Annotated in this window: 15 protein-coding genes and 1 tRNA gene; 1 reads left to right on the top strand and 15 read right to left on the bottom strand. The window is 56.8% G+C overall.

Going from position 1 to position 25,328, the window contains the following annotated elements; genetic code table 11:
- The 10 genes from B2R17_RS08425 to B2R17_RS08380 form a co-directional block, all read right to left on the bottom strand.
- Nucleotides 1–8,955 (bottom strand): hemolysin (locus B2R17_RS08425; protein WP_286763636.1); only part of this gene is annotated, 8,955 nt, incomplete at its 3' end.
- Between the two features lie 1,446 nt (nucleotides 8,956–10,401).
- Nucleotides 10,402–11,094, bottom strand: a complete 693-nt coding sequence (locus B2R17_RS08420; RefSeq protein WP_286763635.1) for a hypothetical protein — start codon at nucleotides 11,092–11,094, stop codon at nucleotides 10,402–10,404.
- Nucleotides 11,091–11,405 (bottom strand): hypothetical protein, encoded by a 315-nt coding sequence (locus B2R17_RS08415; protein ID WP_286763634.1) that lies wholly within the window; start codon nucleotides 11,403–11,405, stop codon nucleotides 11,091–11,093. The genes B2R17_RS08420 and B2R17_RS08415 overlap by 4 nt, the downstream gene beginning before the upstream one ends.
- A 125-nt stretch (nucleotides 11,406–11,530) precedes the next feature.
- On the bottom strand, nucleotides 11,531–11,947 hold the full coding sequence (locus B2R17_RS08410; protein ID WP_286763633.1) for a hypothetical protein: 417 nt from the start codon (nucleotides 11,945–11,947) through the stop codon (nucleotides 11,531–11,533).
- A gap of 372 nt (nucleotides 11,948–12,319) precedes the next feature.
- Nucleotides 12,320–12,721, bottom strand: a complete 402-nt coding sequence (locus tag B2R17_RS08405; RefSeq protein ID WP_286763632.1) for a hypothetical protein — start codon at nucleotides 12,719–12,721, stop codon at nucleotides 12,320–12,322.
- Nucleotides 12,722–12,989: 268 nt separating this feature from the next.
- Nucleotides 12,990–13,619 carry a DUF1559 domain-containing protein gene (locus B2R17_RS08400; protein WP_286763631.1) on the bottom strand — a complete coding sequence of 210 codons (630 nt, stop codon included), beginning with the start codon at nucleotides 13,617–13,619 and terminating at the stop codon, nucleotides 12,990–12,992.
- Nucleotides 13,620–13,717: 98 nt separating this feature from the next.
- Nucleotides 13,718–14,143: a hypothetical protein gene (locus B2R17_RS08395; RefSeq protein ID WP_286763630.1), complete on the bottom strand. Its 426-nt coding sequence runs from the start codon at nucleotides 14,141–14,143 to the stop codon at nucleotides 13,718–13,720.
- 214 nt (nucleotides 14,144–14,357) lie between these two features.
- Nucleotides 14,358–14,777, bottom strand: a complete 420-nt coding sequence (locus B2R17_RS08390) for a hypothetical protein (RefSeq protein WP_286763629.1) — start codon at nucleotides 14,775–14,777, stop codon at nucleotides 14,358–14,360.
- Between the two features lie 497 nt (nucleotides 14,778–15,274).
- Nucleotides 15,275–16,267, bottom strand: coding sequence for a DUF1559 domain-containing protein (locus B2R17_RS08385; RefSeq protein WP_286763628.1), 993 nt, complete (start codon nucleotides 16,265–16,267; stop codon nucleotides 15,275–15,277).
- A gap of 253 nt (nucleotides 16,268–16,520) precedes the next feature.
- Nucleotides 16,521–19,634 carry a hypothetical protein gene (locus tag B2R17_RS08380; protein WP_286763627.1) on the bottom strand — a complete coding sequence of 1,038 codons (3,114 nt, stop codon included), beginning with the start codon at nucleotides 19,632–19,634 and terminating at the stop codon, nucleotides 16,521–16,523.
- A gap of 209 nt (nucleotides 19,635–19,843) precedes the next feature.
- On the opposite strand from B2R17_RS08380, the gene B2R17_RS08375 reads away from it, so the two are divergent.
- Nucleotides 19,844–20,176, top strand: coding sequence for a tetratricopeptide repeat protein (locus B2R17_RS08375; RefSeq protein WP_286763626.1), 333 nt, complete (start codon nucleotides 19,844–19,846; stop codon nucleotides 20,174–20,176).
- Between the two features lie 126 nt (nucleotides 20,177–20,302).
- On the opposite strand, the gene B2R17_RS08370 is transcribed toward B2R17_RS08375, so the two are convergent.
- The 5 genes from B2R17_RS08370 to B2R17_RS08350 form a co-directional block, all read right to left on the bottom strand.
- Nucleotides 20,303–21,487, bottom strand: coding sequence for a pseudouridine synthase (locus B2R17_RS08370; protein WP_286763625.1), 1,185 nt, complete (start codon nucleotides 21,485–21,487; stop codon nucleotides 20,303–20,305).
- 23 nt (nucleotides 21,488–21,510) lie between these two features.
- Nucleotides 21,511–21,584: transfer RNA gene (locus tag B2R17_RS08365), tRNA-Ile, on the bottom strand.
- A gap of 158 nt (nucleotides 21,585–21,742) precedes the next feature.
- Entirely contained in the window at nucleotides 21,743–22,930 is a 1,188-nt protein-coding gene (locus tag B2R17_RS08360) for an aminotransferase class I/II-fold pyridoxal phosphate-dependent enzyme (RefSeq protein WP_286763624.1), read from the bottom strand.
- A gap of 25 nt (nucleotides 22,931–22,955) precedes the next feature.
- On the bottom strand, nucleotides 22,956–24,878 hold the full coding sequence (locus B2R17_RS08355; RefSeq protein WP_286763623.1) for a sulfatase family protein: 1,923 nt from the start codon (nucleotides 24,876–24,878) through the stop codon (nucleotides 22,956–22,958).
- 91 nt (nucleotides 24,879–24,969) lie between these two features.
- On the bottom strand, nucleotides 24,970–25,328 hold a 359-nt coding region (locus B2R17_RS08350; RefSeq protein ID WP_286763622.1), incomplete at its 5' end, for an MMPL family transporter.

Raw genomic sequence — 25,328 nt, 5'->3', positions numbered from 1 at the left:
GCCGGTTAAATCGACAAAGCCGCCGCTGACACTTTGTTCTTCGACGACGATCCGATCGCGGTCGACGTCGTAGCGAGCGAGCAGATCACTGGAATCGACGGTCGTCAACGTGACCAACCCAGAGAGCGCGTTGTCTTGGCGAAGTGCTGTGATTTCATCTGCGGTGGCATCGGTGATGGTGAGTTTGTATTCCGGTTTGCCGCTTTGAATCAAACCATTGACGTTGATGTATTGGGCCGAAACGAAGATCGACGAGCCAATCAAGCTTGGCGTGTCGGGCGTTTGATTCAGGTACGCGGAGTATCTGGAGTTATTACGGGTGGTCTCAACTGGAACAATGCCGTTGAAAGTACCGTTGCCGTGAACCGGATCGTTCTTCAAAAAGTCGGTCAGTTGAGCGTGCTCGACATTGTTTTCGTAGATGCTGCCCAGTTCCGGCAAATTGATCACGACGGTGCCGCTGTTACCGGCGATGATTTGCTGGGTCCGTCCGTTAACCGGCGCGTTGATGATGATGCTGCCCGCACCGGTGGGAAGTGTGCGAAGCAGGATGTCGCCGCCCAGGTTGGTGATGCCGCCAGCGCGACCAGGCTCAGACGCGGCTACGGTGATGTTGGGCCACGTGTGAACCGAACCGGTCTCGACGATAAAGCGATTGTCGACGATGATCTCTTTTTCGGTATCCCCACCTTCGCCACCACCGACCTGTTGGCCGTTGAAGAACACGCCGCCGGAGTCCTGCGTGACTTCGATGCCTTCCAAAACCAGATTCGTCGGCGTTTGATTGATGATCTCGACGCGTGCGTCACCCGGTGCGATCAAAGTTCCGTTCTGACCAAACGATCCTGATCGAACATCAATTCGACCGGCCTTGGCGAACACCGGATCAATTTCCAATGTCAAGGCATTGCGAACGATGCGTTGTAGTCGCGTATTGCCGCTGGAATCGGTCAGTGTTTCGACCAGGTTCTGCTCGGCAAGTTCGTCCCGCAATCGGTTGACTTCTCCCTGGTAGAAATTGCGCAGCGTCCCGTTGTCGCTGTACAAGTTCAACTGCGTTTCAGCTTGTTCGAGTGCGAGGTCCAGCGCCGAATTGACAGGGAGCAATCGTTTTTCAAACGTGACATCGCCCGTGGACCGGTCGGCCAACACGACCGTGAACAAGTCGGTGGTTTCCGGCAAAGGATCGCCATCGTCATCGAGACCGGGAGCGGAACGGAGCACATCGGTGATCTCCAAAATACGTGTGCGAACGATGCCGGTTTCGGCCGTCCCGTTGACGGTAACGACACCCGTCGTGTTGATGTCCGCCGTCCCGCCGAATTGTTCGACACCACCTGCACCAAGCAAACCATCAATCGCGCCGGCGACGCCCGTGGTCCAGTTCACCGCTTTGACCTGCGCGATGACGTTGTTGTCGCCGAATGCTTCGGCGTGCATCCGCAAATCTCCGCCGCTGCGAACCGCTGCGCCGGAATCAATGGTGATCCGATTGTCTTGCGTCAATGTTGCGGTGGCGTCCATCAGGTCGATCGGGATCAAGCTGCCTGCGAACGAATCGACTCGCGAACGAATGTTGTATTCGTCTTGGTTGAATCGCGTGTCCGTTCCGGCGGACAAGTTCACATCACGTTGTGCAATGATTTCCGAACCGGTACTCAGCGTGATGCGATTGCGAGGCGTAATGTCAATCGTGGCGACGCCAGCGGTGACCGTCGCACCGCCAAAGGTTTCTGAGTTCGATTGAATTTCGATTTCACCGCCACCACCGGCGTAGACATCCACGCCGCCGGTCGTCTGCAAGCTGGCGTCTTCGGTGAAGGTCACGATCGCGTCATCGACTAACGTGCGAATTGTCGAGGTGTTGTTGCCGCCGGCGGCAATTCCTCCGCTGCGTAGCGTGGTTTGTTCGATCGCGTTGATTTCGTTCCGCGCGGCAATGTTCACATTGTTTTTGTCCACGTTGTCGATGCTGAAATCACCCGCGATTGTGACTCCACCTCGCAGAGTCAAGTTCGTGGTACTGACCGAGCCCACGCCCGCGATCAATCCACCGGTCGTGGCGTCCACGGTTCCCAGCAGTTGATCGTTTGACTTTTCGACTTGGTTGGTGGCCGTAATCGTCGCGGATTCAGCCATGATCGTTACGTCGCCAATTTCGATTTGCGAGTTGACGTCGACATTGTTGGTAAGCGATCCACCACCACCGGAAAGTAAGCCACCCGCGGCGGCCAACAGCGTCGCGTCGAAGTGGGAATCGGTCACCGACCGCACCAACAGATCTTCGACGTTCAGGTTGCTTCCGTCGCCGATGGTGATCGTGGCCTCGGTGTCGATATTTCGGGTGGGAATCGCAACAGCACCGCTGACGCCACCGACGGCACCGGCGACGGTGTGGGCGTGTCCGATATCCTCCGCTTCTGCCCGCAACGCCATTCGCCCGGCGGACAATTCGACATCGGATCCAATTCGGAGACGCGACTTTGACTCGTTGCTGACAGTGGATGTGGTCACACCAGCGGCAACCAAACCACTTCCCACGCTCAGCGACCGAGCGTCTTGCTGCGCGTTAGAGCCTGCAAACAGATTAAAATTACCGGCAACATCCATCCGAGTCCCGTTGGCGATGTGTGCATCCGCCAAACGGCCCGACGTCATTGACGTGATGGTCGCGTCGACGCCGATGAGAAACCCTCCTGCGGAACCCTGGGCAGTCGCTTCGCTTGCTTCGGTCCCTCCTGCGGCCGAGCCTCCTGAGATAGCCCACGCAAAGAACGAGTCGGCAACGAATTGGTTGTTTGGATTGTCGATCAATAGCGACACTTGACCGTCCGTCTGCGTTGACGCTTGGGACACGCCGACCGCCAGGCCGGTGCTGATCGTCAAACCCGCCGCATTGGCGATGGCATTGGTGTACTCGCCGATTAAGAGCGTGACATCGGCTACGTTCAAATCGCTGTCAGCGATCGTTGCCGTCACGACGGGACTGGCGATGCTGGTTGCTGTCGATCCACTTGCCCCGATGCCGATCAATCCCGCGGCAATCACGATCGCTTCGGTTTGGGCATCAGCGGTTCCGTTGCTGAAGGTCTCAAAAACAAGACCACCGCCAGTGATCGAGCTATCCGAAAGATCCATGTCAACGATGGTTGTCAATTCACTCTCCGCCGTCGCACCACCTCCAGCAATCGCCAGACCAGCCGGAGAAGCGGCGATCGCGACGGCACCGGCGTGAGCACGGGCGGTCGCATCACCGCGGTTGTACGCTTCGATTCGCAAGAATGATCCCGTATTCACGCTTGAGCGGCGGACGATGGGTTGCAGTTTGCTTTTTTGCCGCGACCGAGCGTCACTGACGGCGACCGAGACACCACCGGCGTAGCTGCCCGCCGCTATAGCCAGCGTCGCCGCCTCAACCAACGCGACCGGTGCCAACTCATTGGTGGCTCTGACGACGACTCTTCCACCCGCGTCGATACCTCGTCCCACGGTATCGGTGATCGCGGCGATTTGTTCGACTTCGATGACGTTGGTCGAGGTCGCACCGGAACCCGCAACCGAGGCACCAATGCTGCCCGCCGCCGCTGCAGTGCTGGCCGCCAAGACAGTGGACGTGATGGTGCCGGTGGCGTCCGAACGCACGTTCACATCACCGTCGCTTTCGACCTGGCTGCGGTTGACGATAGCCACCACTCGTGCGGAACCGTCGGCGCGATCGGCCATTGGGTCATCGGAATACGTCGTCGCATCGCCGAACCGGTTGTCGGCGGTCGCAAAACCGAGACTCGCCGCGACCCCGGTCGCTCCACCAGCCACGGCAACCGACGCCGCAAGGATCGAAGCGGTGATATTTGTCTCATCGGTCGCTAGCACGTTGACGTTGCCAACTGCGTCGATCGTGCTGCTGTGGACGATGGCGAACGTTTGATTGCTAATGGTATTGGTCGATGATGCACCCGCGCCGCTGACGCCAACCCCGACGTTGCCGCCGGCTACGCCCAGCGAAGCGGCGATGGAACGGGCTTCGATCGTGGCCAACTGGTTGGCTTGAATCGAAACGTCGGCGTCCGAGTTAAAAAGGAAGCTTTCGACAACGGTTGCCGAAGTCTGGTTCGCGATCACGTTCTCGGAAACCGAGATGCCCACGGCGACAGAGACCGCGGTCGTTCCGCTCAGGCTGGCCGCGAGCGCAGCACCGATCGAATCGGCGATAATCGAGGTGTTGTCTTCGGCAGCGACGGTGATGCCGTCGGTCACTTCGTCGGTGCCATTGAATGACGAATCGACAAAGCTGCTGATAATCGCAGCATTGACTTGATTGGCCACATGATTTCCTGAACCAGCCCCCGCACCAGCCAACGATGCGGCGATGCCGGCACTGCCCGCCACACCGGCAGAGGCGGCGACGGTCAGAGCTTTGATCGATGCCGCGTCCGTCTTGGCTTGGACGACGATTGGTCCGCTAGCCTTGATGTCGGCACCAGTCAATCTCGCGTCGACCACGTTAGCAATGTCATTGAACGCCATGCTAATCCCCACCGCGCCCGCGATGCTGGCACCCGGCCCTGCTGTGACTCCGATGCCGACGCCGCCCGCATCGGCAACAATGTCGCTGGTGTCGATCGCGTTGACCGTCAAAGAACCGTCTAGTATTTCGACGTCGCCGTCCACCGTGGCGAGAGTCTGTTTTGCGACCGCGTTTTGGGTTGCCGCACCCGCGCCACCGAAGGATCCGTTGCCGGTCGTCGCGGAGGCGGCACCCGCGATCGCGAGCGCCGATGTTTTGGAATTAGATTCAGCCGCGATAAGATAGTCACCATCGGTGGAGAACAATTCCGAACCACTCAGGGACGCCGAGACTGCTCCACTGACATCGTTGATCGCCACGCTGACACCAAACGACAATGCTGCGCGGGTTTGCGATGACAACGACGGCGTGATCGCGACCCCACCGGCGTCGACACTGACGACCGAGTTGTCATTGGCCTGAACGGTCAATTCATTCGTATTCAAATCGCTGTTAGCCAACCCGGTGGCGACGTTAGCGACCACCGTATTCACACCAACCGCACCAGCACCGGCCAAGTTCAATTTTCCCGCGTTCGCTCCGCCGCCAGCCTGCACCGAGATCGAAGCTCCGATCACGACGGCGTCTACCTCAATGTCGGAAGTCGCGTTGACGCTGACCGACGCAGCGTCACCGTCAATCGAATCAACGTAGGCCAGCGACGCGCTGGCTACGTCATTGATTGCGACGGGGACGTTCAGCGAAACCGGACCCAACTGTTTTGCATCCGCTTTCGCCGCCGGACTGCCCACGCCTTGAAGCCCACCGCTAATGACCCAAGACAGCACATCGCCATCGGCGGTCGCGTCGACGTCAATCGACAACAGGTCGACATTGCTGCCCTTGCGATCGCTTGCTTGTGGATTGGATCGACCAATGAACGCGGCCACGTTTTGATCGATCACGTTGACGCCGATCGAGGTGCCCATACCGATTTGTTTGCCCTTTAAGAACGCGCCCAGAATGTTGACGCGATCCAAGATATCTTTCACCGTGATTGTCAAATCGCCACCGGGCAAGCTCGCCCCATCACCGACACTCGCTCGCGTGTCGGTTTTGATATTTGATGCGGCGATGGCAGCGGAGAAACCGAATTGCGATGAAGCGGTCCCTGTTTGCACTAACGCCAAATCGTAAATATCCGATATCGCTGTCACTTCGATCGCGTTGTCGGTCCACGCGTCACGGCCAATTTCGGCGGAATCCGCGATCTCGGCGACGGTTGTGTGATCGCCCAGCGTCAACAACATCGTTCCGCCAGCCGCGTTCTTGCCCGATACGCCGAGAGGGTCAGCGATGTCTTTCAAAAAGTCTTGCACGCCGCCGTCATTCCGCTTGCCGGCGCGGTTGAAGGCTTCGGCGAACCCCGGCACACTCAGGTTGATCGCCGACATTTGACCCGCACCGACGCTGAACGTGTCGAGGTTTGCGTTGACGTGGACGGCTTGGTTACCACTCGGCAGTACGTCGTCGGTTTGAATCTGTGCACCCTCGCCAACGCGAGCGACGACGTTGTTGGTCGTGTTGGTGATCATCAAGCCGAGTGCCAACGACAGCGAATCGTCGCCACCGTCGGCTAGCGTTCTTGCATACACATTGACCAGCCCGGCCAACCCGTGCGTGCCATCGAGCAACGACTGAAAACTACCCAGGCCGAATTGCTCCACCGTGACGGCCGCGTTGACCCCGTCATCGGTGGCACCCAAAAACGGGTAGACAACGTCGGCATCCACGCTGACCAACCGGCGAGCATCCAGTACCGCTTGCTGGGTCGTGCCCTCGGAATCGACGAAACTGTCTTCAACAATCGCCAGGGCTTCGTTTTGGAATCGACCGTAACCGGCGCTGACGGCGAACTCCTTGGTATTTTCGTTTTCTTCGTTGAGTGCGTTGCGAGTCGACTCGCCGATCGCGCCCAATCGTGTTCGCTGAACAATGTCGGCATCCAACCTGATCGTCGATTCGGATGTGAGTTCCGCGGTCGCGCCGATGATGGCGTGGACGTCGTGATCAAAAACGGAAACGACGAACGAACCCGCCGCGTCGATGCCGCCCTGTTGGTTGCTGCCAGACTCGGTCGTCGCACCGGACTCGACATCGGTCAAGTCGATTGCTTCGGACACGCCGTTGCCTTGAATGCTGTTGCGAAGGGATTCAAAGAAGCCTAATCCCGCCGATCCGATGTTCTCGATTCGTCCCATCGCCACACCGCTCAAGACCGCACTCCACGGTTGTTCGCCTTGCGTCAAACTCACGCCAGCTTCGGCTTGATTTGTCGCCGTCAGCGATGCGGTGATATTGATGCCACCGCCCCCGGTTTCGCGAGTCAATGTGTGATCTGTATCGGGCCGGTTGCTGATGTCAACCACTTCGGCGGCCAAGGCGTCGGCAAGTGATCCGGTCAATTTCAACTGATTGGGATACAACGGATCGACCACGGCGTAATAACCGTGATGGGTATCCAATCCGTCGACAGGTGCATCGGGAATCGTGGTGGTGCCGAGACTGCCAACCTGAACTCGAGATGAATCAAACGCATACATCTCCCGCGTGACGGATCGGGTCGGATCGGTCGCGTACAACAAAAAGTCGCCCGTTTGCAAACCATGGTCCGCGGGTAACGTGATGAAGTCGCCTTCAACATCAATTTCGTCCTTTGGGTTAAACGAAAGCACCGATGCGTCGTAGCGGAATCCATGCGTGCCCGTGGTTCCAGTCGGTAACGAAAAATCAACGAACGTGGTTTCGCCAGGCAGACGCAGCTTGATTTGATTTCCCTGCTGGACGGCTTCGTAGCGTTGGTTTTGAAGCAGACCGATGATCCCGGCTGGCAAATCGCTGTCATCGTCTTCCGCCTCGGGACCGAGATAGACCAAGCTGCTAACTCCCTCGGGCAGCGTCATTTTGATCTGCCCATCACCGTTGGAAGCCGTACTGACGTCACTGGCGTCGAAAGTCAGCACGTCCAGCTTCGTCAGCGAGTGAACCGCATCAGGGTCGACGCTAGTCGTGTCCAAGTCGATCCCTTGAGCCCGAGTCAGGCGAACGATTTGCTCGATCGTGTCGCCAGATTGCGAACGCAGACTCACTTCCCGCGCATAGTAAACCTCGCCGTCGACTAAACCCGGCATCGGCAACTCGCCGCGATAAGTCAAATGATCACCCGCTTGGATCGGATTGGCCGCCGGGATGTTCTTGAGTAACAAGTGATCCGAACCGGAGAAAATATCCAGACCGGTAAACTCAACGACCGATCCCGTTGCTGCGGTCGACTCGATTGTCCCATCAACCCGTGATCGCACCTCCGCATTGTCCACTCCCACCGCCGCCGAGAAACCGACGGTACCGTCGTTGAACACCGCCGTGGTTGCTTTCACATCGTTGACCACGTCACCGGTCGCGTTGATGTTGACGCCGGCACCGGACGAGATCGTGGTATCGCGTCCGACGTCAATGGTCGACGTTTCGTTGGTGAACGCCATCGACAGATTGATCGCTGTTTTGACCTTCGCTGCATCCTGTGATCGTGCTCGAGAGTTGGCTTCGTTGCGAGCCACATTGATTGCGGTGCTGGTCGCATCGGTTGCGATGTTCACCAAGCCGCCAGCGTCAATTTGGGTCGTCCCCGAAACGTCAATCGTCGCCGAAGAAGTCGAGTGGCTGAAACCGACCGAGACCGTCGCTGGCAGACCGCTGGCGTTGAAACCGGTGACGGCAATCGAATTCAATGACGAATCCGCCTCCGCGGTCGCGTTGATGTCAATCGCGCCGGTGCTGGTCAGCACAGCATCGGAAAGCGTGATACCAGCGGACGCGTTGTGGATTTTCGCTTGGCCCGAAAGCGGGCTCACCGAGGTTTGCCCCGGAAGCGGATTGACCGGGCTGAGTCCGATTTGAGGGATTGCTTCGAGCTGGGTGATCAGCTCACCCGCGATCCCGTCTTGATGGGCACCGAGCTCATCCCATCCCGTCGAAGTGATACCGTTTGCGGACACCGTGATTTGGTTGGCGTCGATTCTTGAGTTGCGAACCTCGATCGTCTGCGACTCCGTCGCAATCAATCCACGCAGCACCGCGTCGCTGAGAACATCGCCGACCAAATCGGGTTGTTTGGAAGCCGACAAGACGACTTCATCCGCGCCGAGCAAGCCACCATTGACGACGAAGATTGACTCCGCCGAGACCAGCAGATCATTGCCCGCGAGGTTCACATCGCTATCGACGCGAAACGCTGCCGCGTTGATTTCAAGCCGATCGTCGTCGATCATGGAAATGTTCAGCTCATCCAGCACACTCGAGTTGTTCGACGACTCGACAATGCGCAGCAATTCGCCCGTTCGCTGCAATTCGACGTCCTGTCCGGGATAATTGAGCGTCGCGGCGAGCATCCGCCGGGTTTCCAGTGATTCGACTCGCAACGAACGCAGAGATCGACGTTCGGCACCTGATCGCCGTTCGCCTGCGCTCCGGATCCGCGCCGTCTTTGTATTGCTTCTCTGATTGCTTGAGAAACAAGCTCTTTGCGGTCTTTCAGAAGGCATCGGGACAGCTCGGAAGAAAAGGGTTCCTGACGGAGCAAATCGAGCAACCAACAATTGGAAATCGATCTGAAGCAGTGTATCTATGTTATGTGGCAACCCGTTCACCACGACCGCCAAAAACTTTCGAGTTTTCGCTTCGAAGCGAAAGATTGAGAAAAATGAGGCTGTTCCTGGTTCTGCGTGTCTTCAATTTGAACAAACCGAGATGAATTTCAATTTGGCTCGTTCGATGCGGCGACAGCGTCCGTTTTCCGAGCATTTCTATGCAGCGTCGCGTTCTTGTAAATTCGCTCGCAAGAGTCTCATGCCGACGATTCTTTGCGGCATCCGTTTGACGATCAAACGAGGATGAAAAACAAGACAACAACCATTCATTGCTGCGGACGCCCCGAATCTCAGCGCCCTGCTGCGTTTAAACTCTCAACGCCTCGCCGTCTCGATGGCGGTGTCCAACTTTGCCTGTCGACATTCGTGTGAATTCGTCATCCAACCAGTACTCTCTAATGAGCCGTAGGCTGCGAACCGTAAACGGGTTCTCCTGGACGAGGGTCGGTTGCGTTGCCAAGCTGATCAATCAGTGAAGTGGAGCGTTCCATTGAGACATACCAAAGTGAGTTCACCCGGCTGGCTGCGGAGGATCAACAACCCAGACACGGATCTTTACTCACCGCTGCAGATTACCCAGTGTGGCGCAATCGCCCTGGGGCAAACGCCCAAACGGCTCACATGGATATGTCTGGTAATTGCTGCCGAGCTGCTTGGTTGGCCGTCAGTTCGAATTCGTATGCCGTGGCTTTCCTACCATGTCATCGAAATCAGATGGCGGGGCGGCGTCAAGCCAGTCCTTGGGGATCTTCTGTTCGGCAAACGCAGCAGGCAAAGGGCTCTTTTGTCGTGTCATGAAAAAATTAAGTGGAAACTTGACGAACGTGTCATTCGTCATCTCAGGTGGTACCTCTTGCATTTGGACCTTGCACCGATCAGGTCGAGCCGTTCTCCATAATCGCAGCATTGGAAAACCACGCACGACCATCCCATTTCTCGCGACGATCCAGGATACTTCGCCGAAGCTGTGGCCTTGATCCAGGAGTGCAAAGATAGCTCTCTGATGTGGATGAATGATCAGATAGATGAAAGTTGTTTGGTAGTGTGATGACCATATCCCCGCTAAGGCGTCTGACACTGCCTTCGCGTCATCATCGGCGTCACAGGAGGGAGCAAGCGATAAGGAAGCCATCCCACTCCCAATCGTCATCGCTGCGGTTCGTCGAGATATCCTCATGTTTCTGCTTCCTATTCGCCGTGTAATTCACGGTGATAAGTGAAATCGAAGTTCGAAGTCTGCGTCGGAAAAAGACCACCCGAATCATAGACGACGGTCATCCGATAGGTCGCGCCATCGACCAAAGATGTGTCGCGATCGATGTACGCGAACCATCGCGCTGCCATGCAGCCATCGCCCATCTCTGCATCGTGGATCACCGTTCCGTCGTCTAGTTTGCGAATCGTCATGGCTGGGATGACGGGCTTAGTCAACGTGTTCGATTCGTTGTCCCAGCAAGGCAAGCTTCGGTACCGCATGCGCTGCGTCACCAGCGCCGTGTATCGAACATCGCGAGCAAATCCGAAAATCGGTCGAATGTGACCTTCGGGAACGTCCAGTCGAACGTCGATTTTGCGTGGCGTGTCAAATAGATCGCGGGACAGCGTGTACGAAAAATGCGATCGTGTTGAAGCTGATACGAAGTTGATATGCCATTGTCGACCGGAAAACTGTTCGGCCGGAAGTGTCAGCGGAAGGTCTCGAATCGAGTAGCATGCCCTGTTGCTTGTATCGGCGGACGTGTTCCAAAAACACAATTGAGTGTCCGGTGATAGTTTGCCAGCTAGTTCTCCTGACAGATGCAGCGTGAACGCGGGGTCCTCGCCAAGGGCTGTTGAAGCGAAGGTCGCTAAGAAGGCGAGAGATGTGATGGAGGGCTTCATAGCAGATCAGTTTGTGGCCGGGCGACCGTCATCCTGCTGTCAAAGAACACGATCGGTCGCTTCGTGATCAGGCCATTTGACTCTTCGGTGTCTATATCGCCGATCGCGATAGCAACGCTGCGAGGTTCAAATTCGGTTTTCAACACTTCTTCTGCGTGGGCCGCTCGCATTGCAGCAGCCTCACGGGGCAGCTTGAACTCGGGATGCTTCGGGAAGCATTGGATGTGATCGCGCGTGTGAATCTCGGGATGCGAATCAATATCTTCAGTTGGCAGCGAGCGGGACGCGACAGTGTTGCAGAGTACTCTCATCAATGTTGCATGAGCTAGCGTTCTTGCCTGCCATTTCGCGAAGTACAATCGGGTGAAACTCCGCTAGCATAATATATCTGGTTGGCTGGTCGATTGTCGCGTTGCTGCAGGCAGTTGTCGTCCGATTACTCTGTGTCGCCGTCGATGATCGAATTGATGATGTCCCATTCAAGCACTTCTTCTCGAATCACCGCGTGCGTGGAACTGGAGTAATCGCCAAGCATTCGAACGATTAGTTTGCGTCCGCGCAGAATCCGAGTCAGGCTCGAGGACTCTGCCAAAAACAGTGGTAGAACGCGAATTGACTCAGCAACGATTAGGTTCATGCGTTCGGTCGTATTGGTGGCGGAGGGCGACGCAGCAAATACAACGGATAAGTCGTCGGGATCGAGATAGAACGCAATTCCATCAATGATGACCAACTCGCCGCTTATCAAGCGTGACGTGGTCGTCCAAGGGAAACACCGCAGGAATCTGGCGAATCGCGAGAGGCGGCTGTGTGGAGCTGCGACTGTTGCGGGAGGTTGGTATGGATTGAGCATTCGATTCCGGTTGCACAGAGATCAGATCGGCTATGTCGAAAGCCTCGGGACGAGATCGGTTCGAAATCTCGCTCTTATGGCGAGGTTGATTGGTGCTGGTCAATGGATAGCGAAAGTGTGCCAAAGATTGGTGACAGGTCAGTCGAATGGTTTTTGCAGGAACCGGGCTCGAACGGGAAGCTCAGGCTTTGGTAGCTGTTCGGGTGACTGCTCCGAATCAAGGCTCTGTTATCTCGGTACTAAGCAGGTCGGCATGAGTCCTTCGGTATTTGAACTGTTTTAGCAAACGCCACTGGTCCCACGTAAAACCGGGGCTAATGCCCAAACGGCTCAGATGGTTGTGCCCGATCATTCCTGCCGACCTGCTTAGAGTTACGAATGTAACGCCAACTTCTTGAACTCTGACAACGCTTCCACTTGTCCGGGAAGGTCACAGTGCGAGATGCAGGCGATCTTGCCGGTCTCGTCAACGTCAACGATCTGTTGACATCGGAACGTAAAATCGTGGCCGCGATGGGACAGACGATCCGTGAAGTGAATGCAAAACTGTCCGGTTTGTTGAGGCACGACTTCGCTCTCGTATTCAACCGAGTCAAACTGTTTGGCAGCGTTTCCATTCCCTTGATAGGAAGCGATGATTTCAGTCGGACCTTGATAGCGGTTGTCTCGACATTCGTATACGCAGACTTCGGACAGTAGCGATTGGGCCATCACGTAGTCCTCCTTGTCGAGCGTCTTTGCGAATTGCTCGACAATGTGCCGGCCTTCTAGCATTTCAGTGAACCCAAGGAAGTTGGTTGAGGAGAATGTGGTCGGTTAGTGCCAAGCAAACGTGTGCCATGGACCTCGAATCCGCGATAGAGCGAAGCGTTTGTTCGTCGTGCCTAGACCAGGTAATTTAGCAACACTGCCGGCCAGAGGTAGAAGTTGGCGAGGGGACAATTGTAGGCATCCGATGACCGGTGATTTGACCATCAAGAACCGCCCAGTATGTGGTGGCGTAGGCGAGCAGGAACGCCGCGAGCATGTATGACGCTCTGGACTATTCTGCGTCAGTCATTCCACCATCGAACCGAATGGATTCGCCATGGATTTCAACGTGGCCGTGCATTCGACCGGCGTTGACATACAGCACATCGTTTCCGGTCATCAGTATTTCACGAACCCGTCTTTCTGAAATCGAAGATGGTTCGAGCGGGTGTACACCGTCGGCCTTCGTGGCGATCAGCAGCACCTTCCTTGGATGCTCCGCCAAGGTTCCGACAGGTTTTTCGTCCGCGTCCCACATTGACTGCGTGCCACTGTAGGAACAAACAAGGTACCCGTCGTCGCAGAACCAGTCCCAGAAATCGGCGCCTATTTTGAGGCATGTTTCATTCTCGGACGCATTCCACGATTTGGTAAGGTCGAGTGAGTTTGCAATGTCGTGTTGCTCGACGTACGGCAATATGCTCGCCACCCACGAATGGAGAGCATCGCCGTTCAAATCAGCCACAACACGGTTGGGAAGCGATCCATGAACCGCTTGATAGTTTGCTAACGCCAAATGAAGTTGGCTCAGCCTTCCTTGTACACGCACCCGCGATGCGGTCCGATGTGCGTCGATGAGAAAGCGGATTGCAACGATCAAAACCAGCGTAACGCAAATCGCAATGATGGTTTTCCACCGCATGATTTGACCTGAAGCAACAAGGCATTGAAGCCGCGGGGATTGGAGCGTTGATGTTCGATTTCATGCGTTTGCAAAACCGACTTCGGTGCACGTGATCGTCACCCGGCTTTCGGCAACAACGTGCGACCGCCGCTTTCGAGCAATCGCTTCTTGTACTGCATTGTACGCGTGTTCGGACAGTCTTTTACAGCAGACAAGAAATCATGCGGTGGGCGGTAGTGATGAGCCGCTATGTAATGCACGATCAGTTCTGGGCAGACAAAAATGATCGATCCGTTTGGTACAAACAGGTTCACGTGGCCGCAGGGCGGATCGAATTGACACAGATCACAATTGTGAACACCGGCAAAGACCACCGGTTGCCACGGGGCATTCAGCAGTTCTTTGAGCTTCGAGAAAGTTTTTGAATCGATTGGGCCTGTTGGGAACGCCTTGGCATTGGATAGCCAGCCAATTGCACGAAGCGTCTGGGCGGAGTTTTCGCTGAAATAGTCGCACTGGGCAAAGTCATCGAAGTGCGTCATTGGTTAAGTCTCAACGGACAATGTTCGCGATAAGCGAGGGCCGCGCTTCATGTCGATTTGTGAGAGCGTTGTGCGGCGATTGGCGTTCATCGCTTGGTGCTGCATCTTCATCGTTCCGATATGGTGATGACGAATTGTTCGTTCTGGTTGCTGTCGCAGGTTTGAGACCCCGTCGGTCTGGGGGCGTTGCAGCGAGATGGTACGCGCCCCCAGGTTATTGAAAACGCACAAGTGAAGCAACGATCGCGACCGTCAGGGCTGCAGTCGGCAACACAGACCAAGCAATGAACCACAGCTTGTCAGCCGTCGAGATAGACAGACGACACTTGCGATACACGAGCAGACACGCGATTAGGACGGGGAGTGATAGAACCCACGCAAACACTGGTGCGACAATCACCTCGTAGGCCTCCGGATTCTGAGGGTCGCCGGTCATCAACGCGAATGCTCCCAGCGAACCAAGCAGGCCCAACGGTATCAACAGCAACGTTGCAGCACGTAGTGTCCATACCAGGACACGTAGGGTGATCGGTGTGTCGCCGTTGGGATTGGGCGAGGGCGTATTGCCCGAGGAGTTTGCGGGCGGTGCGTCGGGTGATGGCGTCAAAGAAGAATCCGATGGAGCATCGAGCATGGCAAACAGATTTGTTGGGCCATCGGGAACAGTCGTGATGGGAAGGGGCGGACGCTGGGCGTGCAAACAGATGGGAAAACGAAACGTCCGTTCTCCCCTACACCCCACGGTTTCCAGGAAGCCATTACCACGCATCGCTCGGGCATTTCTGGTGGCTTGCGTGGTTTCTCTCGCACCCGAACGTTGGGCTTTGCGATTGGATCGGGCGAACTTGTTGTGTGCGTTGACGCCGAATTGAAATGCTGCGGCGTGCATTGCCGATAGGGGAAGCTGCTGGTCTGTCACGACCTGTTTTTAGGGTAGTGGAAGAGGCCACGAGTCCCGAACTGGCGTCAAATCCAAGGACTCGTGGCCTTGTCCACTACGATCAACCCTAACTTTTGGCTGTTGCAGACCACTACCCTCTCGACGGCGGGAGCTCTGTTCATAGAGAAGCGAGCTGGTGTGTTTCTTGTGGAAGCGATGAAACGTCGAAGGAGTGGTCGTTGCCAAGTCGATCAAAAATCGTCGTAGTCGAACACTTCTTTGTTGTCGCGGCTGCCGATCGCGTGGCGGACTTCTTCGTTGATTGAATCCGTTGTGAATCGAACGGACCCGTCGCACATCAACAGATGCGTGCCGCCAGGATGGTAGCTCCCCAATGACATTTGCAGGTTGTCTTTGGGGACGTCTCGCAGGTTGAAGCCGAAATGAAGCGAGCAAAGTGCTTCGGAGAAGTCTTGGCCGTTCTGTGCGTCGAAGTCTTCGTGATAGAGCATGAAGTGGTCGCACACGCCGCACTCTTCGTGGTCAATGTATTTCGTTTCGCCAACCATCACGGTGTTGCTGAGTCCGTCAAGGATCGCGGCGAAGTTGATCGGCTTGCGATCGGGACGATTGTCGCAGACGTCTCCGCCTGAAGTGATGTGACAGAAGTCCGTCGCCAAAAAGACGCCATTGCCACGGTCAAAACCGATGTAGTCGAACATGGAATGCTCGTTCCAATTGACATCGCTGCCGCCGTTGCCAAGGTACGTGTTCCGCACCCGGCCAGTGATCTTGTCTCCGGGCTGGCTGAGCGCGATCGGTCCGATTTGGGACGGACAGCGAAACACCATGACGGGTGCTGTCGCGAGTTGTCTGAACCGGACACTTTCGGGCAAGCCGCCGGTTGGGCCGCCGCGTTCACCGTAGGGCACAATGTCGGCAAGTTCGCGTTGTTCTAAAAACGCGAGGATGTCTGTTGTCCAGCTTGGTCCCCACCCGCCTTTTGCGCCCCACGGCAATGTGCGGTAGACCGACTCGTAATTGTGAAGCGCCAGCCCGATGTTTTTCAGGTTGTTGGTGCACTGAACCTTGCGAGCAGCCTCGCGAGCAGCCTGGACGGCCGGCAAAAGCAATCCGATCAGAATCGCGATGATCGCGATGACAACCAGAAGCTCGACCAGCGTGAACGCTCGGCGCATCCGGCAGCAAACACGCGATGATGGGCCGCGAAAAAGACGCGGCATCGCGGAGTTGCAATTCGGGCGGTGGGGGGCGAGCGGGGCAGGGCAGGGCATGCCGCCATTTTCGCTGAAACCCCCAGTTGGGGAAAGGATGAATCTGTAAAAAAAGCGGCGTGTCGATTTCCCAACACGCCACTTTTGAAGGATTATCAGACGTTGCCGCCGAATTGCTCGCTATTCGCGTTTCGATTGCCAGGTCTCGCAATCACCCGAGCGAGATTGGTTGGCGAGCCGCGAAGGAGCAATCGTGGCGAGATCAACGCAGTGGCAAGGAGAACTCGTTGCCACCCGGTCCGCTGCGACGGCTGATGCGATCGTTGCGAGCGTTCATGTAGTGAGTCGCTTCTTCAGCAACCAAGATCGTGTCACCGCTGCGGACTTCGGTGCGGAAGCGATGGTGTCCGCCCTCGGCCGCTTTGGCGATGATTTGCATCCGAATTTCTTCACCCGCATCAATGCGAGCGATCGGGTTGATCAACACCTGACCGGTGATGACTTTGCCGTCGTTGCCCAACAGTTGTTGAGGCTCGATGCCGTTGCTGAACTGAGCGATCGCACGAACGTCGGTTGCAGGTTTGCTTCCGCGGTTGCGAATCACGATTTGATACGTGACGTCTTGTCCAACAGGTGCCGGTGCGGATGGATCTTCGATTGAAAGAACCAAGTCAGCGATGGCTTCCACGTTGGTTGTCAAGGCGACACCGGTTTGACCCGCTGCACTGCCTTTGCAGTTGAACGTGAATTCGTGTTGGCCGGTTGAATCCAAACGGCATTGGAATTGATAGTTGCGACGGGCACCTGGGGTGAGCGAAGCGATCTTCCAACGCAATTGGTTGTCGATCAACGAAGCACCTTCCATGCCGCCGATGTATGTGACGCCCATTGGCAATGTCAACGTTGCAACAACATCGTCACTGGCCGTTGTGCCATGGTTGGTCAGCTCCAACTGATACATTGCGTCGGTGTTTTGGTACTTGAGTTCGGGGCCGGACAAGACGGCTTCCAAGTCAGCGGCCAAGACGCGAACGTTTTTGTCAGCTTCGGCTTTCAATTCCAAGTCACCGGCAGCCAAGCCGTGGATCTTCAGGTCGCCCAAGTCTTGAGCGGTCAGCTCGACTTCGAATTGAGCTTCTTTGCCCGAAGGGATGTCGCCAATGCGTTGGCTTTGCGGCGTGCTGGATTCGGGTGACAGTGTGAACACGACGTTGGGTGCAATGCCATCGCCCGGGTTCAAGACGCGAATGGTGTAGGTCTTTGATTGACCGTAGATGACTTCGTCTGGACCGTCGATGGTCAGAGCCAACTCGGGTTCTTGAACCTGGATTTGCATGCGTTCCTTTTGTGGAGCGATGGTCCAGTCAACGTTCACATCGTGGGTACCACTGCGTGACGCTTTGAGGCGAACCAACATGCGTTCGGATTGACCGGCGGCCAAGGTCTCGATACGCCAGTTCAGTTGACGGACTCCGTTTTCGGTGACACCAGCAACATCGCCACGGGTGGCTTGCTGGCCAACCACGTCGGCCCAGTCAGGAATGTGAGCTCGGACGACCAAGCCTTCTGCATCCACGTTGCCGCGGTTTTCGACGCGAATTTCGTAGGGATGCGTTTGACGAATCATGACCTTCTTTGGTCCAGCCGTCGTCACGCGAATACCGGGCAGTTCGCTGGCGGTCGATGTCGACTGGGCTTCTTGCGTTGGTGCGGTCGCTGGAGCCGCCACGTTTCCACGCATGTTGTTGGGGTATTCGTTACCGGCGTAGTCCGAGTTCGGGTTGCCGAGCGTGGTCGCTGGTCCTGCGACCGAGCGTGCGGGCACGGACGAACGAGCCTGGAAAGGATCTCGTGCTTGGAACTGGTCGTGCGAAACGCCATTGGAGTTATGCCAAGCCGATTGTGGTTGGCCCAACGTGGATTCGGCTGGTTGGGAAGGTGCACCGACGGGCAAACGATCGCTGATCGGATGCAAAGCGATTCCGCTGCTACCATTGGCCGCGAGTGAACCAGATGGACGCGTGTCAGCTCGACCGCCACCAAAGGTTTGCATCTTGGTTGGCGTTTCGTCGGCAGCACTATCTGATGCAGCGGCACTATTGGTTGCCGAACTGCGAGGCGATGCGGCGACGAATGAGTCTGCAGGCGTCGGCTGCGTCATCGAAGGTGCTTGGCGAGCTTCGCCCAGCGTGATCGTCGTTGATGCTGTCTTGGCGGGCGACGCCAGTGGTGCTGGCGTGTTGACCGGAGCAGGTGCCTGGATCGGGGCCATCGCAACGCTCTTTGGCGGAACCAATTGGCTGATCCGATGCGGTGCTGGTGCGGGAGTCGCAACAGGCTCGCTCTTTGCAACCACTTTCGATGGTGCTTCAGCAGGTGCAGGTTCGGTTGCCTTCGTTGCGGGCTTTGCTACCGGAGTTGGTTGTGCAGCAACGGTGGTTGGAGCCGGGGCTGGTTTGGCAGCGACCTTGGGAGCCGGCATTTGAACTGGAGCGGCTGGCTTCGGTTCTGGTTTTGGCTCAGGCTTCGGTTCCGCTTTGGCAACGTCAGCCGAAGGAGTTTTCGCGGGAGCTGGTTTGGCAACCGGTGCTGGTTTCGATTCGACCTTGGGTTCGGTTTTGGCAACGACGGTTGGCTTGCGACGACGGGATGATTCCGTGGTCGACAACTCTTCCATGGTTGGCTCGGTTTCCACCTTCAAGATTCGGCGTGAAACCTTTGGCACGATCTCAACGGGTTCAGTTTTGACCGGTGAGATCGCGATGGGTGAGCTGCGAACGACAGGAACCGGCGACGATTTGCTTTCGACGCGAATCGGTTTTGAGGGTGCCTTGCGAGCGATCGATGTTTCCATCTTCGGTGGCTGAGGAACTTGCGAAGTTGGTCGCGGAGTCGAACGTTGCACGACGCGTGAACCAGCGTTCGGGTCACGCAAAGGCGTGGTGCCGGCGGTCGATCGTGGCGCGGTGCTTTGGCTGCGGTGAGTTGGGATTCCGCTCCAATCCACATCACGCTCGCTGGGGACCGCGGTGGCGGTGCGGCCGTCGTTGCTCGATTTGCTGGATGACGAGGATCCACCAAACAAGCTGCCCAGCAAACCGTTGCTGGACGAACGGGAAGTGGTCCGCGAACGTGAATTCAGCCCGCTGAGAATGCCAGTGGACTTTCCGCGGCCGCTGAGCTGTTTCCCGACAACCTGTTGGATCTCAGGGTTGTCCGTGGTTTCTTGTGCGGCGACGCTTTGTGGCCCGAATGAGGTCCAAGGCGTTGGTCCGACGGTGAAAGACGTCGCGAACATCGCTGCGGCCATGAAGACCGGCAAACGACGGCGTGGCGACGCCAAATGCGTGATGAGTTGACAAAGACCGCGCGACATTTTTGTACTCGTCTCGTGACACGAAAGGGTGATTCGATCGTGGTATCGGCTGTCCGGGTATTCCAAGCTGAATGAATTTGCACGACGATGACGGTTTGGGCGGAAATTTGGTCTGTGTCATTTGTGACGACGGGCCGCTTGATGCCCCCGAATCAGCAGCGGTTTCGGGCGTTGCTTGTCCTTTCCAGTCAACCGAGCGATGGAGTTTCATGTCTCGACGCGAAAAAATCGAAGCCATGTTGGCGGACGATCCCACCGACACGTTCTTGCGTTATTCCTTGGCGATGGAATATCGATCCGAGGGCGATCATGAAACGAGTTTGGTGAAACTGCGTGAGCTGTTCACCGACGATCCACCGTATGTACCGGCGTTTTTCATGGCCGCGCAGCAATTGGTCGATCTGGGCCGAATCGATGAGGCTCGCTCAATCCTGCGAGACGGGATTGAACAGGCTCGTACCCAGAACGACTCGCACGCGGCAGCCGAGATGAGCGAGCTGCTTTCGTCGATCGGGTTGCTGGGTGAAGAGGACGATTTGTAATCGTTGTCAGTCTTCCCGCGGGCTGGATTTCTCTCGCCGTATGCTGGACTTCCTCGTCCGGCAGGAGTTGCTGGTTTCGACGGACTTGGAAGTCCATCGTACGAGAGTGCGAGGCAGCAAGCTTGGCTACGATCGGCCGCCGCGACGGGATGCTTTTCCTCGGCCTTTCTTGACGCCACCGGGTTTGGTGGCGGGTTTCTTGCCGGCGGTTCGTTTGCGGATAATATCCGGGTTGGCACCTCGCTCTGTCTTGCTGCGAGATTCCTTGGGGGCGTCCCCGCCGATCACTATTCCGGTGGAACCGGCGCTCGACAGAGTTCGCTTTTTGACTGGCTTGGAAGTCTTTGTGCCGGTCGCACGCGTTTCGGTCGAACGACTTTTCTTGACCGCCTTACGACCGCCCTTGAATGCGGGACGTCCGCCGGTTCCCTTGGCCGCAACATTGCGACTATCACCGCCCGGACGACGCTTGATCGATTGCTTCGATGCGGGGCGAGCCGGAGGAGCTGTTTTGGCCGCTTTCTCAGCCGCATCGATGCTGCGACGCAGTTTGTCGACTTCGTCTCGCGTCAGTTTTCGGTAAGCACCACGTGGGACATCGCCCAGTTTCAACGGGCCGATGGCGACACGACGAAGCTGTTGGACTTTGTGTCCGAACCGAGCCAGGATCCGGCGGATTTCGCGGTTCTTGCCTTCCTTCAACCGGATTTCCATTTCGGTGGCTTTGGTTCGTGCCTTGATGATTTTGGCACCATCGACTTGAACCAAACCTTCGGCGATGTAGATGCCTTCCCGCATCTTCTTCATCGTTTCGCCACGAACTTCGCCGGCGACGACGACGCGGTAAACCTTTTGAATACCAAACTTCGGGTGAGCCAGTTTTTGAGCCAAGTCACCGTCGTTGGTCAGCAGGATCAGACCTTCGCTGGAGATATCCAAACGTCCAACTGGGAAGACGCGTTCGGTCGGAGGAACCAAGTCGATCACACGAGGACGACCGCGTGGGTCTCGGTTGGTCGTGACGATGCCAACCGGTTTGTTGACAACGTAATAAACCAGTTTCTGAGGACGCAGGTAGTTCCCGTCGACTCGAACCTTTTGGACGTCGGGATCGACCGTGGTGCCGAGTTCGGTGATCGTTTCGCCGTCGACATCCACCCGCCCTTCGCGAATCAGTTCTTCGCACTGACGTCGGCTGCCAAAGCCCGCCGAAGCGAGCAATTGGTTGATTCGTTTGGCCGACGACGATGCCTTGTCTTTCGACGTAGGCTTCGCGCGTTTGGATTTGGAGGACGAGGGTTGGCGTGGCATGAAAGGACGAGCAAAGAAAAAGGTAGGGCTGGCAGGACTTGAACCCGCGACCTAGGAATTATGAGTTCCCAGCTCTAACCAACTGAGCTACAGCCCCGAAATGCGAGATTCGCAGGGGCAAATGATAGCTGCCCACCCGAGTTTGTGACAGTGATGAAGTTGCGAGTCGGGCGATCTAGTCCGCTCGCCGTTCTCCGCCGTCGATCGCTCCAAAACCCTTCGCGGGGCGATTCTCGTCGCTTGGGTGAGGTGGCTCTACTGGGTCGCCGAGGCCATCTCCGCCGATCCCAGACGCGGGCAAACTCGATGCAAGATGTCAGCGAGCAATTCGATATCATGGTCGCGGTGAGCGGATGTGATGGAAACTCGCAAGCGAGATTGCCCGGGTGCGACCGTCGGTGGACGAATCGCAGGAACAAAAAAGCCGTTCTCTCGCATCGCTTGACTGGCACGGACCGCTTCGGCTTCCTCACCGATGACCAGTGGAATGATCGGGATTCCCGCCTCAATTCCGGCCGCTTCCAAATTCATGCGTCGGCGAAAGAGTCGCGAAAGATGAGCCAGGCGATCTCGCCGATCTTGCCAAAGCGACAGTCGCTGGATCACCCGGTGGGCTCCTTCGGCGACGATCGGTGCCAACGAAGTGCTGTAGATCAGTGAGCGGCAAGCGTTGACCAGCGTGTCGATCACGACTTGAGGGCCGGCGACAAATCCTCCTTGGTGGCCAACCGCTTTGCTGAGTGTTCCGATTCGAACCGTGACGCGATCGGAGACTCCCATCGCATCGCATAGCCCACCACCTCGACGCCCGAGGACACCGGTGCCGTGAGCCTCGTCGACGATCATGTGGGCGCCGAAGCGTTCAGCCAAATCCGCCAGTTGAGGCAGGGGTGCGATGTCGCCGTCCATGCTGAAAACTCCATCCGTCACGATCCAGGTCAAACCGCCTTTGCCGGCGCGATCGGTCAGGACATGTTCGACGAAGTCCAAGTCGCGGTGGGGATAGATCACGCGTTCGGCTTTGGACAAACGACAACCATCAATCAACGACGCGTGATTGAGTTCATCGCTGAGAATCAGATCGCCCTCGCCGGCCAAGGTTGCGATCGTGCCCGAGCACGCGGCGTAGCCGGATGGAAAGACAACCGCGGATTCCGCCATTTCCAATTCGGCGATGCATCGAGCGAGCGCTTCGTGGCGAGGCGTCCAGCCGCAGATCAAAGCGCTGGCGGTCGAACCGTGGGTCTCGTGTGGCGATTGCAAATCACAACCGCGAGTTTCATCGGCAACGACACCGAGGTAGTCGTTGCCGCCAAAGTTCATCAACCGACGCCCGTCCGCTTCGACGACGTGAACCCCTTCGACCTTTCGGGCACTCAGCTTTCGCGTCCGGCCTTCTTGAGCAATGGTTTCCAAACGATCGTGAAGCGGTTGTAGTGACATCGGTCCAATCCCTGCTGAGAATACGCTAGTTCGCTAACAGATATTTGAGCAGACTTTGGACATACTTATCGGCTCGGATCGGAGGATTGTCACCTTTTGTGGGGACTTTCTGCAGAGCCGATTTGACGTCCCAGTCGAGCTCTCGACGATGGTTATCGATCAAGTTGAGCGCCGTCATCGCGACGAAGTGACCTTCGTTGTCAACGTTGGCGAACTGCAACAGCGTTTCTTTCGCTTGTTCGCGTTGCGAGTCGTTGCCTGCGACGAGCAATCCTTCGCAAGCGGCCGCACGAACGATCGGCGACTCATCTTTCGCGGCGATCGGATCCAACAACCGGAGGGCAGCAGCGTGGGCGTCCGCATCGAGGGTTGCGTTTGGTGACAAAATCGCGAGCGTCAGACCTCGCGTGCCCCAGTAACGATCAATGCTGGATTCGCTGTTGCAAAGTTCCCGCAAATTTTGCAGCTTCTGGTCCGTCAATCCATCCCATGCCGTGGTCGTGTCCCAAGCCATGTCAACCAGGTGATCCCAGTTCAAATCGCTGGACATCGCCCACTTGCGAGGTGGAGTCTTGCCGGCCAAACGATGCATCTCGGCTTCTGGGACAACGCCCAAGTCGGTCGTGGACTTCATCCAGTTGCGAAGCTCAGTTCGCATCGCGTTGAGCTTGTCCGCGTGAGCGGGATCGGAAACCAGGTTGTTGACTTCGTCCGGATCCGCTTGCAGATCGAACAACTCTTCCAGAGGTTTGACTTGCCAGACTTTGGATTGAGCTTCGTTCAGTTCACCCGCATCGAACATCTTCTTCCAAATTTGCGTCGTTGGCGTTTGGAACATGTAATCGATGTAGGCGAAGTAGATTCGCTCGGGATGGAAGTGACGGATGTAGACATAGCGTCCGTCCGTGCAACTGCGAACCATGTCGACACGTTCGTCCATGCGTCCGCGATACCCGAACAAGTAGTCTTTCGATTCTCCGTTGAGCTGACCAGCGAAAGGAACACCTTGCATCTCGGATGGCAATTCCGCACCGGCCAAGCTGATCGCGGTTGGTCCCATGTCGACAAAGCTGACCATTCGATCGCTGACGCCGCCGGAGTTGTAATCCGTCGGTGCGAGGTGCTTGTACTTTTCAGGAACATGCAACAGGAACGGAACATGCAATCCGGAGTTGTAAGGCCAACGTTTGCTTCGCGGCATGCCGCTGCCATGGTCGCCGTAGTAAAAGACGATGGTCGAATCCGTCAGTCCGTCTTCCTCGAGTTGCTTGAGTACCTTTCCGCACATCGCATCCATTTCGGTCAAGCGATCGTAGTACTGGGCCCAATCTCGACGGACGGTGTGGACGTTCGGCTGATACGCCGGCACGGGAGCCTTGTCGGGATCGTGGACCAGCGTGTGCTTGTTGCGAATCTGGCTCTCGTGGCTGATCGTGAAGTTGAAGACCGAGAAGAACGGCTGGTCTTCTCGTTCGCGATGGCGGAAGTGAGCCTTGTTGTTGCATTCGTGCCAGCTCTTGATCGCGGCTGAATCGGCGAAGTTGTAGTCGGTTTTCGAGTTGTTGGTGCAGAAGTACCCGGCTTCACGGAGCACGTTGGGGTAGAACTTGAAATCCTTGGGGACACGCACGCCACTTCGCATGTGTTCGCCACCAAGGCTGGTCGCATACATGCCGGAGATCAACGTGGTCCGCGCGGGTGCACAGACGGGGGCGTTGGACCAACATTTCTTGTATCGCAAGGAGCGTGACGCGAGCTTGTCCAGGTGGGGCGTGTCGGCGTATTCATCGCCGTAGCAACCTAGTTGCGGCCCGTTGTCCTCGCTGGTCAGCCAAAGAATGTTTGGCGGAGGCAACGCATCGGAATCCGCGGCTTCGACGTTGGTCAGCAAAGCGGGAGAAAGGAAACAGCAGCCAACCCATGCGGCAGCGATCCAAGATTTGATCATGTTGGAGATCTTTGGTGTGAGGCGGGAGATTGTGGGGGAACAACCCGAGGCCTCACATGGTAACCGAACACGAAAGCTTGCGCGTGATTGGCTACCGAGTCGTTGACGCTTTTTGTTTGGGAGCTTTGGGTGTCAGGAACCGACCCAGCGGCGATGCCAGCAACGCGGGCAGCAAAAGGACGTCGCCCACCAAGGCGGCGAGGAGTAATCCGAACATCATGAAAGCGAATCGCTGGGTCGGTTGGAAATCCGACAACCCATAAACCAACGGGGAAATGGCGCAGACGGCCGTGGTCTGCCACATCGCGGGACCGCATTTGTGAAGTGCCGCGAGTGACGCTTCGGTTCGCGCCTTCCCCTTGCGGGATTGGCTTTGAAACTTGGTCAAGAAGTGAATGGTGCCATCGACGGCGATCCCCAACGCGACGCTGGCCGTCATCACCGATCCGA

Origin of the sequence: Rhodopirellula sp. UBA1907 (assembly GCF_002337565.1) — a bacterium.
Taxonomy (GTDB): Bacteria; Planctomycetota; Planctomycetia; order Pirellulales; family Pirellulaceae; genus Rhodopirellula; species Rhodopirellula europaea.
The sequence above is the reverse complement of the archived record's forward strand: the minus strand, read 5'-3'. Positions and strand labels throughout refer to the sequence as shown.

What these genes read in the sequence shown, in the direction of transcription:
- B2R17_RS08395 (WP_286763630.1), bottom strand. Translation starts at nt 14,143, where the DNA reads ATGACGCACTTCGATGACTTTGCCCAGTGCGACTATTTCAGCGAAAAC.
- B2R17_RS08370 (WP_286763625.1), bottom strand. Translation starts at nt 21,487, where the DNA reads ATGCCACGCCAACCCTCGTCCTCCAAATCCAAACGCGCGAAGCCTACG.
- B2R17_RS08355 (WP_286763623.1), bottom strand. Translation starts at nt 24,878, where the DNA reads ATGATCAAATCTTGGATCGCTGCCGCATGGGTTGGCTGCTGTTTCCTT.
- B2R17_RS08420 (WP_286763635.1), bottom strand. Translation starts at nt 11,094, where the DNA reads ATGAAGCCCTCCATCACATCTCTCGCCTTCTTAGCGACCTTCGCTTCA.
- B2R17_RS08385 (WP_286763628.1), bottom strand. Translation starts at nt 16,267, where the DNA reads ATGCCGCGTCTTTTTCGCGGCCCATCATCGCGTGTTTGCTGCCGGATG.
- B2R17_RS08360 (WP_286763624.1), bottom strand. Translation starts at nt 22,930, where the DNA reads ATGTCACTACAACCGCTTCACGATCGTTTGGAAACCATTGCTCAAGAA.
- B2R17_RS08415 (WP_286763634.1), bottom strand. Translation starts at nt 11,405, where the DNA reads ATGAGAGTACTCTGCAACACTGTCGCGTCCCGCTCGCTGCCAACTGAA.
- B2R17_RS08375 (WP_286763626.1), top strand. Translation starts at nt 19,844, where the DNA reads ATGTCTCGACGCGAAAAAATCGAAGCCATGTTGGCGGACGATCCCACC.
- B2R17_RS08380 (WP_286763627.1), bottom strand. Translation starts at nt 19,634, where the DNA reads ATGTCGCGCGGTCTTTGTCAACTCATCACGCATTTGGCGTCGCCACGC.
- B2R17_RS08390 (WP_286763629.1), bottom strand. Translation starts at nt 14,777, where the DNA reads ATGCTCGATGCTCCATCGGATTCTTCTTTGACGCCATCACCCGACGCA.
- B2R17_RS08400 (WP_286763631.1), bottom strand. Translation starts at nt 13,619, where the DNA reads ATGCGGTGGAAAACCATCATTGCGATTTGCGTTACGCTGGTTTTGATC.
- B2R17_RS08405 (WP_286763632.1), bottom strand. Translation starts at nt 12,721, where the DNA reads ATGCTAGAAGGCCGGCACATTGTCGAGCAATTCGCAAAGACGCTCGAC.
- B2R17_RS08410 (WP_286763633.1), bottom strand. Translation starts at nt 11,947, where the DNA reads ATGCTCAATCCATACCAACCTCCCGCAACAGTCGCAGCTCCACACAGC.